Consider the following 11729-nt stretch of genomic DNA (forward strand, 5'->3'; position numbering starts at 1 on the left):
TCCTGGAGGAACCACTCGTTGCCGTCGAGGTCCTTGAATGCGGCGAAGGTGCCGTAGCTGGCGCGCTCGGGGTGCACTCCCAGGACCCGGTGGGTGTCGTCGGCGTGGTGGAAGGCGCCGGTCTCGTCGCGGAACGGGCCGACGACCTCCACGCCGCGGGAGGTCAGCTCCTCCTGGGCCCCGATGATGTCCGCGACGGTCAGTTGCAGGCCGTGGAGCGTGCCCGGCTCCTGCCGGGTGAGGCCCTCGCCGAAGATGACCGAGCACTCGGATCCCGGCGGGGTGACCTGCACGATCCGGTAGCCGTCGTCGATCGGGAAGTCGGCGTCCAGGCGCCAGCCGAGGACTTCCACGTAGAAGCCCTTGGCGCGGTCCACGTCGGAGACGGGCAGGATGACGACTTCGAGCTTCATGTCCATGAGGTGGTCTCGCTCTCTACGGATTCGGGGCGGGCCCGGGTGCGGGTGCGGGTGGTGGATACGGGTGATGGGTGCGGGTCGGCCGGATGCCGGTCGACCGGATGCGGGTGAACTCGGCCGGGATCAGAGAAAGTTCGCGGCCGACGGGCCGTATCCGAACAGCACCGCGCTCTCCGCCCAGTTCCACACCTGGGTGTCCGTCGGCCAGGGACGGTCCTCGGGCCGGGCCGTGTCCCGGGGCAGCGGCCGGGCGGAGACACCTTCCGGAGCGGGGCGGCGGGACCTGACGGCCCGCACATGTGCGTGTGTGTGAGAAGCCATGTCCTGCCCTCGCTCTTCGGTCTGCGGAACGGATGGTGCGGGAGAAGGGGTGCGGAAGAAGGGCTGCGGGCCCCGTGCGTCCCCCTTGCACGTCCCCCCGCACGGGGCCCGCGGTCAGGGGGTGGGTCAGGCGGCGGCGTCGGCGTTGATGGTGACCGGGATGTTGCCGCGCAGCGCCTTGGAGTACGGGCAGATCTGGTGGGCGGCCTCGGCGAGTTCCTGAGCCGTGGCCCGGTCGACACCCCCGAGGACGGGGTTGAGGACCGCGGAGAGCGAGAACTCGCCGTCGTCGCCGTGCGTGAGGGTGACCTCGGCGGTGATGGAGGTGCTGGTCAGCCGGATCTTGCGGGAGGTGGCCGCGCGGCGGAGGGCGCCGAGGAAGCAGGCGGCCCAGCCGGCTGCGAGGAGTTGCTCGGGGTTGGTCGCGGTGCCGGCGCCGCCGAGCTCCTTGGGGAGGGCGAGGCCGGTCTCCAGCAGACCGTCGGAGGAGCGGACGCGCCCGCCGTTGCGTCCTTCTCCGTCGACGTCGACGACGGCGGTGTAGCTGACTGCCATGGCTGATGCTCCCCATTGGGTCGAGATAGTTGTCGGGCACCCCGGGACGCTCTTCGCGTCACTTGTTGGGGTGGTGATGAAAGCATGGCGACGCGTTCGTCACCTGTCAAGATGGTTACTTGGGTTTCTGCGATCCGTGCGCCGCGGGACTCAGTAGAAGATCGGCCCCTTCAGCCCGCCGCCGCCGATGACCGGGTCACCGTTGACGGCACCCCACGAGGTCGCGGCGGTCGTCGCCTTCCTGGCAAGCCCGCTCAGCGTGGACGGCGACCACGTTGACGCCGCTCGGGCCGCCGCCCGGTCCTCGGCGTCGGAGGCGGATCTGGAGACGAGGGCGACGGTCGCCCCTTCCTGCGCGAGCGCCCGTCCGACGGCGAAGCCGATGCCTCGGCTGCCTCCGGTGACGACTGCTCGTAGACCCTTGAGTCGGAGATCCATGAAACCTTCCGAAGTTCTAGTCAGCGAGGAGGTGCGTGCGGCCGAACAGGGCCGCGGCGGCCCGCGCGGTCGGTGTGCCGATGTCCAGGTCCGCCCCGGCGCGCCGCAGGACCGCCACCACGTCGTCGGCCCCCTTGAACAGGGCGCCTGCCAGGGGCGTCTGGTCGCGGGCGTTGCGCAGGTCCGGGTCGGCGCCGAGCCCGAGCAGGGCCCGTACGGTGCCGGTCCTGCCGTGGTAGGCGGCGAGCATCAGGAGGGTGTTGCCCGCCTGGTCGGCGGCGTCCACCGGCAGGCCGTGTGCCACGAACTCCACCAGCTCCTGTGTGTCCCCCGCCCTGGACAGGTCCATGGCGATGGCCAGGACGCGCTGGATCTGTTCGGACGTCAGGCCGTTGCCGCTGGTCATGTGCGGCTGCTCAGCGACCGGCCGCGAGCGCCTCGACGGCCTTGCGAACGCCGGCGCCGTAGGCGGGGTCGGCCTGGGCGCAGTGGGTGATGTGCCGCTCGACGGTCTGCTGGGACGCGCCGCGAATGGCGCGGGCCGTGTTCTCGAAGAGGATCTGCTGCTGTTCTGGGTTCATCAGCCGGAAGAGGTCGCCGGGCTGCTCGAAGTAGTTGTCGTCGTCCGCGCGGAAGTCGAACCGGTCGGCGACGGCGCCGACGGCCTGGGCCGGCTCGCGGTGGGCGGGCTGTTCCTGCCAGCGGCCGTAGGAGTTGGGCTCGATGCCCGGGGTGGCGCCCTGGTTGCCGTCGACGCGCATCGCCCCGTCGCGGTGGTAGGAGTTCACCGGGTTCGTGGCGGCGTTGACCGGGATCTGGTGGTGGTTCACGCCGAGGCGGTAGCGCTGGGCGTCACCGTAGGAGAAGAGCCGGCCCTGGAGCATCCTGTCGGGCGAGAAGCTGATGCCCGGCACCACGTTGGCGGGGGTGAAGGCGGCCTGCTCGACGTCCGCGAAGTAGTTGTCGGGGTTGCGGTTCAGCTCCCACTCGCCGACCTCGATCAGCGGGTAGTCCTTCTTCGACCAGACCTTGGTGAGGTCGAAGGGGTGGAAGCGGTAGTTCTCCGCGTCGGCCTCCGGCATGACCTGGATGAACAGCATCCACTTCGGGAAGTCGCCGTGCTCGATCGCGTCGAAGAGGTCGCGCTGGTGCGATTCGCGGTCCGTGCCGATCAGCGCTTCGGCCTCGGCGTCGGTGAGGTTCTCGATGCCCTGCTGGGTGCGGTGGTGGAACTTCACCCAGAACCGCTCGCCCGCGGCGTTGACCAGGCTGTAGGTGTGTGAGCCGAAGCCGTGCATGTGCCGGTACGAGGCGGGGATGCCGCGGTCCGACATGACGATCGTGACCTGGTGCAGGGCCTCGGGGAGGCTGGTCCAGAAGTCCCAGTTGTTCTCCGCGTCACGCAGGTTGGTGCGCGGGTCGCGCTTCACCGCGTGGTTGAGGTCGGGGAACTTCAGCGGGTCGCGGAAGAAGAACACCGGGGTGTTGTTCCCGACCAGGTCCCAATTGCCTTCATCCGTATAGAACTTGAGGGCGAAACCGCGGATGTCCCGCTCGGCGTCGGCCGCTCCGCGCTCACCGGCGACGGTCGAGAACCGGGCGAACAGGCCGGTCTCCTTCCCGACCTCGGAGAAGATCTTCGCGCTCGTGTACCGCGTGATGTCGTGCGTCACCGTGAACGTGCCGAACGCGCCCGACCCCTTGGCGTGCATCCGGCGCTCCGGGATGACCTCGCGGTCGAAGTGGGCGAGCTTCTCCAGGAACCACACGTCCTGCAGCAGCATCGGACCGCGCGCGCCCGCGGTCAGGGAGTTCTGGTTGTCGGGGACCGGTGCACCGGCCGCCGTCGTCAACGGCTTCTGGTTGTCCTGGGGCATGGCTCGCTCCTCGGTGGGTGTCCTCGCCTGTGTTCACGGCGCGGTGGTCCCGGCCGGCGACGTGTGCCGGGACCTGGGGAACACCTTCGCAGCCGTGCGGACCACCCACATCAGTCCAATGACTGTCATGCCTCCGGCTCACACCCGCGGGGAATGGAAGCCGTAGGTGAGCGATCGGCCACACGCACACGTATCGTTCAGTCACATGGCTCAGCGCACGCTTGTGCGTTCGAGACACCCACGAACCGTCAGATGACTGATGTACCCGGATTCGTCACGGGCCAGAGTATGTGCCGCAGGCTCCGTCCCGGCCCCGTTCCCGGGGGACGTGAGGACGGCGGCCCGCCGCTCACCGCAGACACACGAGAGGGTTGACATGATCGACAGGCGCACCTTCGGCAAGGCCGTCGGCCTCGGCACCGGCGCGGCAGCGGTCTCGCTGGCCGGGCTGCACGGCAGCGCGTCCGCCGCGACCCCGTCGCACGGACCGGCCGCTTCCGTCGCTCCCACCGTGCCCACCATCACCCCCGGCACCCACACCGGGTTCAAGAAGATCAAGCAGGTCAAGGCAGGCGTCCTGGACATCGGTTACGCCGAGCTCGGCCCCGCCCACGGCCCAGTCGTCCTGCTGCTGCACGGCTGGCCGTACGACATCCACAGCTTCGTCGACGTCGCCCCGCTCCTCGCCGACCAGGGCTACCGCGTCCTCGTTCCCTACCTGCGCGGCCACGGCAGCACCCGCTTCCTGTCGCACCGCACCCCGCGCACGGCCGAGCAGTCCGCCATCGCGCTCGACATCATCGCGTTCATGGACGCCCTGAAGATCCCGAAGGCGACCCTCGCCGGCTTCGACTGGGGCTCGCGCACCGCGGACATCATCGCCGCCCTGTGGCCCGAGCGGGTCAAGTCGATGGTCTCCACCAGCGGTTACCTGATCACCGACGTCCAGGCGCAGATGAATCCCCTCCCGCCGGCCGCCGAGCACAACTGGTGGTACCAGTGGTACTTCGCCTCCGAGCGCGGCAAGAAGACCATGGAGGACGAGACGAAGCGCATCGAACTGTGCCGCTACGTGTGGACGCTGGTCTCCCCGAACTGGGACTTCTCCGACGAGGTCTTCAACCGCACCGCCGAGGCCTTCAAGAACCCCGACTACGCGGCCATCGTGCTCTTCAACTACCGCTGGCGCATCGGCCTCATCAAGGGCGAGCCCCGCTACGACCGCTACGAGAAGCAGCTCGCGGCGCCGCAGCCCGCCATCCGCGTGCCCACGGTCACCCTCGACGCCGCGCTCGACCCCTTCACCGCGGCGCCCGGCGACGGCTCCGGATACCGCCAGCACTTCACCGGCCCGTACCTGCACCGCCTGATCACGGACATCGGGCACAACCTGCCGCAGGAGGCGCCCACCGCCTTCGCCCAGGCCGTGGTCGACGCCGATCACCTCTGAGGCCGACCGCACCCCCACCGGCCCGGTGCCGCGCACCGTGCCGACCCCGTCCAGGAGGAGCCCCCCGATGAGCGAAGTCCAGTGGAACCGTCTGACCGCCGCCGAACTGTGCGCCCTCGCGGCCCGGGACGCGGTGGTGGTGATCCCCATCGGCGCCACCGAGCAGCACGGGCCCCATCTGCCCACCGGTGTCGACGACTTCCTCGCCGCCGAGGTGTGCCACCGGGCCGCGGTCCTGGCCGCCGAGCAGACCGGCGTGGTGGTCACGCCCTCCGTCGCGACGGGTCTGTCGGAGCACCACATGGCGTTCGGCGGCACCCTCACCCTCAGCCTGCCGACGCTGCACGCGCTGCTCCGGGACATCTGCCGGTCCGTGATCCGGGTGGGCTTCTCCCGCATCCTGATCGTCAACGGGCACGGCGGGAACATGACCGCCCTCAACGCCCTCACGACCGAGCTGACCGCGGAGCTGGCGACGCCGATCGCGTTCGCCAGCTACTTCGGCGCCGGGCGGCAGGTGGTGCGGGACACCCTGGAGACCCAGGACGGTCTGATGCACGCCTGCGAGGGCGAGACGTCGATGATGATGGCGGCCCACCCCGACCTGATCCGCGGCGAGCACCTGGCCGAGGCGCACGGGCCTCGGATCACTCTGCCGGCCGAGTCCTCCGACCCGGTGTACCTGGCCGTGCCCTTCGACCGGATCACGAAGTCCGGGGTCGCGGGCGACGCACGGGTGGCGAGCGCGGAGAAGGGCGAGCGGATGCTCGCCGGCTGCGCGGCGGCGCTGGCGGACATCATCGTGCGCGACCCCTGGGCGTAGCACCACAACCAAAACGTCACTGTCTTGACAGGTGACGTATTACATTGACATGCTGAATAACCAGTTGGAACGGTGGCGCGACGATGGACCGGGACGCCACACGTACCGCATTGTCCGAAAGGGATTTGTCATGGTGAGCATCAAGGGTGGCCGCAAGCGGCTGACCACCGGCGCGGTGGCGGCGGCCACGGCGGGGCTCGCGCTCGGCGCGTTCGCCCTGAGCGGCACCGCGAGCGGCGCCCCGGGGGCCGCCAAGGCCGCCGACGACAGCCGGCACCCCAAGCCGACCGTCGTCCTGGAACACGGCGCCTTCGCCGACGGCTCCAGCTGGAACGGCGTCGTCGCCGATCTGCGCAAGCGCGGCTACCCGGTCGTCGCCGCCGCCAACCCGCTGCGCGGCCCGGCCTCCGACGCGGCCGCCCTGCGCACGGTCCTCGACCACGTCAAGGGCCCGAAGATCCTCGTCGGCCACTCCTACGGCGGCAACGTCATCAGCGAGGCCGCGACGGGCGATCCCGACGTCAAGGCCCTGGTCTACGTCGCCGCGTTCCTGCCCGCGCCCGGCGAGAGCGCCCTCGAACTCACCAACAAGTACCCGGGCTCCACGCTCCCCGACGCCCTCGACCCGGTCACCTACCAGCAGGCCGACGGCTCCACGGCCACCGACCTCTACATCCAGCAGGACAAGTTCCGCCACCAGTTCGCCGCGGACGTGTCCGCGAAGCAGGCCGCCCTGATGGCCGCCGCCCAGCGGCCCGTCGCCCAGGCCGCCCTGGAGGAGAAGGCGACCACGGCGGCCTGGAAGGCCAAGCCGAGCTGGGCCGTCGTCACCACCGAGGACCTCAACATCCCCGTCGCCGTGCAGCGCTTCATGGCGGAGCGCGCCCACGCGCACACCACCGAGGTCGCCGCGTCCCACTCGGTGGCGGTGTCCCACCCCCGCCTGGTGGCCGACGTGATCGAGCGCGCCGCCCACGCCACCGTCCGCTGACCTGACCGAAGGGCGGCGGGACAGACGGTCCCGCCGCCCTCGGGACAGCGCCGCGGGCCCCACCCGGCACACCTCACGCGTGTGCGGAACACGGAAGAACCCACGCCATGAAGCCATCCGCCGACGCCCGTACGCTCGGAACATTCCTCAAAGCCCGCCGGGCGGCGCTCGACCCGCGCGACTGCGGCCTGCCGACGACGCCCGACCGCCGGGTCACCGGGCTGCGCCGTGAGGAGGTCGCGCTGCTCGCCGCGATCAGCGTGGACTACTACACCCGGCTCGAACAGGGCCGGGTCCGCGCCTCCGCCGCCGTGCTCGACACCCTCTCCCGCGCCCTGCGCCTGGACGAGGACCAGCAGAGCTATCTGTACGAGGTGGCCGGGCGGACGGACTCCCGGCCACGACACCGCGCGCGGCGCCCCGCCCAGCAGGTCAGGCCCGCCATGCTCCGGCTGCTGACGCAGCTCACCGAGACGCCCGCGCTCGTCCTCGGCCGGCGCCTGGACGTCCTCGCCTGGAACCGCTCCGCCGTCGCGCTGTACACCGACTTCGCCGCGGTCCCGGCGGACCGCCGCAACTACCTGCGGCTGATGTTCACCGACCCCGCGATCCGCGCCCTGCACCGGGAGTGGGCGCACGACGCCCGCGACGCCGTCGCCGCGGTGCGCATGGAGGCCGGGGCCGACCCCGACGATCCCGAACTCGCCCGGCTGGTCGGCGATCTGACCCTCCGGGACGCCGACTTCAGCACCTGGTGGGCCGAGCACCGCGTCAACAGCGCGACGTACGGCACCAAGCACTACCGGCATCCCCTGGTCGGCGACCTCACCCTGGACTGCGACACCTGGTCGGGAGCCGACGACTCCGGCCAGCGCCTGATGGTGCTGACCGCCGAGCCCGGCAGCCCCTCCCACGACGCCCTGCGCATCCTCACCGCCTGGACCGCGGAGCATGCGGCGGACCCGGAACCGACGGGCACCGGCACCCGCACCTTGTGACCCTCCGGTCGGCGAACTCCCGGACGCCGCAAGCCCGATGACCGTGAACGACCGGCCCCTTCCGCAGGGGCCGGTCGTTCACGTGTGTGCGGGCCGAGCGGGCCCGCAGAAGAACCATGCGCCGAGGTGATCAGAGTCCGTCCGCGTCCTGGACCCCGTCGCGCGCCACCCTCGCCAGCAGGTGCGCGGCGTCGGCCTCCGCGGCAGCCGCGTCAGGTACGGGAGCCACGTCCGGTACGGGAGCCGCATCCGGTGCCGGTCGGTCGGTCACCTCGAGCAACAGGGCCAACAGCCGGGCGAGCCGACCCTCGTTGACGTAGGTCAGGGCGACGCTGCCGTCGTTCAGGGTGTCGCGCACGCGGACCGGGGTGAGGTGCCCGTCGCCGGAGCAGGCCAGCAGCAGGCGGGCCGTGAGCGTCCGCTCCAGCGGCCCCGGGGTCCATACGCCCCGGTCGAGATCGACGGCCAGGGCGGCGGTCAGCGCGGTGAGCCGCTCCACGGCCTCCGGGTAGTGGTCCGTGACGGCATGGGGAGCGGTTGTCTCATGGGACATGGGAATCGACGGCCTTCTGCTCGGACGGCTGCTGAACGGTGTAGGTTTCAACTCAAAATACATGTCTCGCAAACATGTTTGCACACACGTGTGAGCGCGGCCCCGGTCGATGCCGGCGGGCCGTCACGAAGAACCGGAGCGGCGATGAGAGCGGACGCACGATCCAACCGGCTGCGCATCCTCGAAGCGGCCGCCGAGGCGCTCGCCGCTCCGGGCGACACCTCGTTGAAGTCGATCGCGCGCCGGGCCGGGGTCGGCCAGGGGACTCTCTACCGTCACTTCCCCACTCGTGAGGCCCTGGTGTTCCAGGTGTACGGGGACGAGGTGGAGGAGCTGGCCGGGGCCGTGCCCACGCTCTTGAGGAGCCTCGGTCCGGCGGCGGCGCTGGGCGCCTGGCTGGAGCGCCTGCTCCGCCTGGGCAGGCGCACGCCGGAGTTCGCGGACGCGATACGGGCGACCACCGGCGCGCCCGCACCGACGTGCCAGGAGGTCTGCCCGGCGCTGCTCGACGCCCTCTCGGCGCTGGTGACGGCCAACGAGCGGGCGGGCACCATCCAGCCCGGCACGACGCCCGACGACGTACTCCTGCTGCTCGGTCCGCTGTGGCGGGTGGGCGCGGACGAGGAGGAACACGCCCGCGCGGGACGCCTCTTCGACGTCCTCCTGCGCGGACTGTGCCCGGCTCGCGACTCCCGGGCCACCCCTGCGTGAGCCCCTGCATGAGCGCGGGTGGCCGGTGTACGGCGACCGGTCAGTAGAGCTCGTCGCCCGGGTAGAGGGTGAACAGCCGGACGGTCTCCACGTACAGCCAGCTCAGGGTCAGGGTGAGCCCGAACGCGGCCGTCCAGGACAGCTCGTGGGGCGCGCCGCACGTGATGCCGTCCTCGACCTTCCTGAGGTGCAGGGCCAGGAAGGACACCGCGAGGACGACGCCGACGACGCCCGTGAAGACGCCGAGGCCCACCGGGCGCAGGCCCAGGCCCTCCGTACCGAGGAGGGGAATCAGGACCAGGTCGGCGACGGCCAGGAGGACGAGGCCGAGCAGTCCGGCGCCGACGAGCGGGCCAAGTCGGCGGCCGGCCCGCATCCAGTGGAGCGCGCGGGCCATGAGCACCCCGGCGCCGGCGGCCATCGTCCCCAGCACCGGCTGCACGAGGACGCCCGGTGACAGATGGCGGGAGACGGTGGCCGAGAGCACCGCGAGGAACACGCCCTGGACCGCGGCGAACGCCAGGGTCGAGAGGGGCGACCGCGGGTCCCTGCGGCGCTGGCGCACCACCAGTGCCGCGGCGGCCAGTCCGGCCCCGGCGGCCGTGCCGTAGGCCGCGGCCGTGCCGATCGGGACGTACACGAGCAGCGTCCAGGAGAGCACGGCCGCGACGGTGCTCGTCGCGAGCCCCGCGGCGGCCCGGGCGACGACGCCGTCCATCGTCATCAGGTCGGCCACGGGGAAGGGCAGCGGCACCGGATCGTGCGCGCGGAACGCCTCCGGGCCGGCCGTGGCCCGGCCCGGTGCGACGGCCATGCCCGGCCGCGGCTCCTTGGCCGCCGTCCTCGCCGTCTTCGGCCCGCCGTGCCGCCTGAACGGGGGCCGGGAGAGTACGGGGTTGCTGCTGGTCAGGGAACGCTGCTGCTCGACCGGTGTCACGCCGGATCCTCTTCTCCGTGTCGAAGGTGTGAGCCGCTCCCAGGCTGACCGGCCGGACAAACCACGCGCATCAGTCACTTGACGGTCGGCCCCGGATTGCGCCAGCGGGCTCAGGCGGGCGTGATGTTGTGGTTGAAGCGGAAGACGTTGGCCGGATCGTGGCGCCGCTTCACCGCGACGAGCCGGTCGTACCGCTGCGCCCCGTAGACCGCGCGGACGCCCTCGGTGTCGGTCGCCTCGTCCGGCGACAGGAAGTTGACCATGCCTCGGCCGGCCGCCCAGGGGGCGAGTCCGTCCACGACGTGCGCCAGTTCGGCACGGAAGCGGTCGGCGTGCTCGGGGGCGCCGACCGCGAAGCCGAAGACGACGTACGGAAGCCCCCTGCTGGACACCGCGTTGGGGAACGCGGGTTCCCGGTCGAGCGCGCCGCCCAGGGCCCGTATCTCGACGCTCGCCAGCGTGCATCCGGACCCGGCGCCCGTCAGCTCCACGAACGTCCGTGCCGTCTTCTCGGAGAACTCCTCCAGGCAGAGGCTGCGGTCGGCGTACGGCATCGGGTCCACCGGGTCGTTGTGGATCTCGCCGATCGCGGTGAAGGGCTTCTCCCCCACCTGGTCGAGCAGCGCGGGTGCGGCCGACCGCAGCGGAGCGATCAGCCGCGCCCCGTCGGCCGCCGTGCCGAGGTAGCCGATCCGCAGGTGGACGACGAAGGCGCCGCGCAGCGGCTCGGGCAGCACGGGGAGGTCGGGCAGCCGCTGGACGGCGACGGAGGAGGTCATCTCCTCGCCGGCCGTCGGCAGCCAGGCACGCCAGGCGTCCAGCACCTGCGCCAGGTGCTCGCCCGAGTAGTAGATGCCGCCGCCGTAGAAGCGCTCGACGGGGAACACCTCGAACTCGATCTCGGTGACGACGCCGAAGTTGCCCTTGCCGCCCAACAGCGCCCAGTACAGGTCCGGTTCGTCCTGCGGGGTCACCCGGCGCACCGTGCCGTCCGCGGTGACCAGGTTCAGCCGGCGGACGTGGTCGGCGGCGTAGCCGTGCGTGCGGCCCAGCAGCGGGCTCTGTCCGCCGCCCAGCGTGTACCCGACGACGCCGACGTCCGGCGCCGAGCCCACCACCGGGGCGAGGCCGGACTCGGCCGCGCGGGGCAGCACGTCGGTCCAGCGCACCCCCGACTCGACCCGTACGGTGCGGGCCTGCGGGTCGACGTGGATGCCCCGCATCCGCCGCGTCGTGATCAGCAGCCCGTCCTCGGCCGCGGAGACCATCTGGTGGGCGGCGGACTTCACGGCGACCGGCAGTCCGTGCCGCGCGGCGAACCGGACCGCCGCCACCACGTCCTGCTCACCGGTCGCGCCGACCACGAGCTTCGGCCGGAGGCCGCAGAGCAGGTTGTACGTGGCGCATTCCGCCGCGTACTCCGGGTCCGTCGGCTCCAGAACGGGTCCGGCCACCGCCTGCCGCAGAGCCGTCACGTCCTCGGCCCGGAGGTCTCCGCCGGCGCTGCCGGCAGACACGTATGCGCACATCCTCGCCACTCCTCTGTCGCACATGTCGAATCCTGACATCTCTGCAACGTGCCGAACGTGCTCCGCCGTTCACACCTTTCGGCGGGTGATCCGTCCAGGTGTCACGCGGTGGCGGCCGGGACGGCTT

The 11729-nt window shown here is 71.6% G+C and carries 14 protein-coding genes; 5 read left to right on the forward strand and 9 right to left on the reverse strand.

Annotation, left to right across the window (positions count from 1 at the left end):
* The 6 genes from M4J07_RS42785 to M4J07_RS42810 form a co-directional block, all read right to left on the reverse strand.
* Nucleotides 1-419: VOC family protein (locus tag M4J07_RS42785; RefSeq protein WP_255981752.1), on the reverse strand; the 419-nt coding region annotated here is incomplete at its 3' end.
* Between the two features lie 123 nt (nucleotides 420-542).
* A complete protein-coding gene (locus tag M4J07_RS42790) occupies nucleotides 543-740 on the reverse strand; it encodes a hypothetical protein (protein WP_255981754.1) in 198 nt (65 codons plus the stop codon).
* A 126-nt stretch (nucleotides 741-866) separates the two neighbouring features.
* Nucleotides 867-1295 (reverse strand): organic hydroperoxide resistance protein, encoded by a 429-nt coding sequence (locus M4J07_RS42795; protein ID WP_255981757.1) that lies wholly within the window; start codon nucleotides 1293-1295, stop codon nucleotides 867-869.
* 150 nt (nucleotides 1296-1445) lie between these two features.
* The gene (locus M4J07_RS48370) at nucleotides 1446-1733 is read right to left on the reverse strand and encodes an SDR family NAD(P)-dependent oxidoreductase (protein ID WP_308284824.1); all 288 of its coding nucleotides are present in this window, start codon (nucleotides 1731-1733) and stop codon (nucleotides 1446-1448) included.
* A 16-nt stretch (nucleotides 1734-1749) separates the two neighbouring features.
* Nucleotides 1750-2139, reverse strand: coding sequence for an ankyrin repeat domain-containing protein (locus M4J07_RS42805; protein ID WP_255981760.1), 390 nt, complete (start codon nucleotides 2137-2139; stop codon nucleotides 1750-1752).
* A gap of 10 nt (nucleotides 2140-2149) precedes the next feature.
* On the reverse strand, nucleotides 2150-3610 hold the full coding sequence (locus tag M4J07_RS42810) for a catalase (RefSeq protein ID WP_255981762.1): 1461 nt from the start codon (nucleotides 3608-3610) through the stop codon (nucleotides 2150-2152).
* 376 nt (nucleotides 3611-3986) lie between these two features.
* Between M4J07_RS42810 and M4J07_RS42815 the strand changes: the two genes are divergently transcribed.
* The 4 genes from M4J07_RS42815 (at nucleotide 3987) to M4J07_RS42830 (ending at nucleotide 7872) form a co-directional block, all read left to right on the forward strand.
* Nucleotides 3987-5060 carry an alpha/beta fold hydrolase gene (locus M4J07_RS42815; RefSeq protein ID WP_255981764.1) on the forward strand — a complete coding sequence of 358 codons (1074 nt, stop codon included), beginning with the start codon at nucleotides 3987-3989 and terminating at the stop codon, nucleotides 5058-5060.
* A 67-nt stretch (nucleotides 5061-5127) separates the two neighbouring features.
* Nucleotides 5128-5883 (forward strand): creatininase family protein, encoded by a 756-nt coding sequence (locus M4J07_RS42820; RefSeq protein ID WP_255981766.1) that lies wholly within the window; start codon nucleotides 5128-5130, stop codon nucleotides 5881-5883.
* Nucleotides 5884-6013: 130 nt separating this feature from the next.
* Nucleotides 6014-6874 carry an alpha/beta fold hydrolase gene (locus M4J07_RS42825; RefSeq protein ID WP_255981768.1) on the forward strand — a complete coding sequence of 287 codons (861 nt, stop codon included), beginning with the start codon at nucleotides 6014-6016 and terminating at the stop codon, nucleotides 6872-6874.
* A gap of 107 nt (nucleotides 6875-6981) precedes the next feature.
* Entirely contained in the window at nucleotides 6982-7872 is an 891-nt protein-coding gene (locus tag M4J07_RS42830; RefSeq protein WP_255981771.1) for a helix-turn-helix domain-containing protein, read from the forward strand.
* Between the two features lie 130 nt (nucleotides 7873-8002).
* Here M4J07_RS42830 and M4J07_RS42835 read toward each other — a convergent pair whose 3' ends face one another.
* The gene (locus tag M4J07_RS42835) at nucleotides 8003-8425 is read right to left on the reverse strand and encodes a hypothetical protein (protein WP_255981773.1); all 423 of its coding nucleotides are present in this window, start codon (nucleotides 8423-8425) and stop codon (nucleotides 8003-8005) included.
* 144 nt (nucleotides 8426-8569) lie between these two features.
* Between M4J07_RS42835 and M4J07_RS42840 the strand changes: the two genes are divergently transcribed.
* A complete protein-coding gene (locus tag M4J07_RS42840) occupies nucleotides 8570-9136 on the forward strand; it encodes a TetR/AcrR family transcriptional regulator (protein ID WP_255981775.1) in 567 nt (188 codons plus the stop codon).
* A 40-nt stretch (nucleotides 9137-9176) separates the two neighbouring features.
* Here M4J07_RS42840 and M4J07_RS42845 read toward each other — a convergent pair whose 3' ends face one another.
* Both M4J07_RS42845 and M4J07_RS42850 read right to left on the reverse strand, forming a co-directional pair.
* Nucleotides 9177-10073, reverse strand: a complete 897-nt coding sequence (locus tag M4J07_RS42845; protein ID WP_255981777.1) for a Bax inhibitor-1/YccA family membrane protein — start codon at nucleotides 10071-10073, stop codon at nucleotides 9177-9179.
* 110 nt (nucleotides 10074-10183) lie between these two features.
* Nucleotides 10184-11590, reverse strand: coding sequence for an FAD-binding oxidoreductase (locus M4J07_RS42850; protein ID WP_255981779.1), 1407 nt, complete (start codon nucleotides 11588-11590; stop codon nucleotides 10184-10186).
* Between the last annotated feature and the right edge of the window lie 139 nt (nucleotides 11591-11729).

The organism is Streptomyces longispororuber (assembly GCF_024448165.1).
In the GTDB taxonomy this organism is placed as follows: domain Bacteria; phylum Actinomycetota; class Actinomycetes; order Streptomycetales; family Streptomycetaceae; genus Streptomyces; species Streptomyces longispororuber_A.

Excerpts from the sequence above, each read along its gene's own strand:
- M4J07_RS42790 (WP_255981754.1), bottom strand. The coding sequence starts at position 740 with ATGGCTTCTCACACACACGCACATGTGCGGGCCGTCAGGTCCCGCCGC.
- M4J07_RS42795 (WP_255981757.1), bottom strand. The coding sequence starts at position 1,295 with ATGGCAGTCAGCTACACCGCCGTCGTCGACGTCGACGGAGAAGGACGC.
- M4J07_RS48370 (WP_308284824.1), bottom strand. The coding sequence starts at position 1,733 with ATGGATCTCCGACTCAAGGGTCTACGAGCAGTCGTCACCGGAGGCAGC.
- M4J07_RS42805 (WP_255981760.1), bottom strand. The coding sequence starts at position 2,139 with ATGACCAGCGGCAACGGCCTGACGTCCGAACAGATCCAGCGCGTCCTG.
- M4J07_RS42810 (WP_255981762.1), bottom strand. The coding sequence starts at position 3,610 with ATGCCCCAGGACAACCAGAAGCCGTTGACGACGGCGGCCGGTGCACCG.
- M4J07_RS42815 (WP_255981764.1), top strand. The coding sequence starts at position 3,987 with ATGATCGACAGGCGCACCTTCGGCAAGGCCGTCGGCCTCGGCACCGGC.
- M4J07_RS42820 (WP_255981766.1), top strand. The coding sequence starts at position 5,128 with ATGAGCGAAGTCCAGTGGAACCGTCTGACCGCCGCCGAACTGTGCGCC.
- M4J07_RS42825 (WP_255981768.1), top strand. The coding sequence starts at position 6,014 with ATGGTGAGCATCAAGGGTGGCCGCAAGCGGCTGACCACCGGCGCGGTG.
- M4J07_RS42830 (WP_255981771.1), top strand. The coding sequence starts at position 6,982 with ATGAAGCCATCCGCCGACGCCCGTACGCTCGGAACATTCCTCAAAGCC.
- M4J07_RS42835 (WP_255981773.1), bottom strand. The coding sequence starts at position 8,425 with ATGTCCCATGAGACAACCGCTCCCCATGCCGTCACGGACCACTACCCG.
- M4J07_RS42840 (WP_255981775.1), top strand. The coding sequence starts at position 8,570 with ATGAGAGCGGACGCACGATCCAACCGGCTGCGCATCCTCGAAGCGGCC.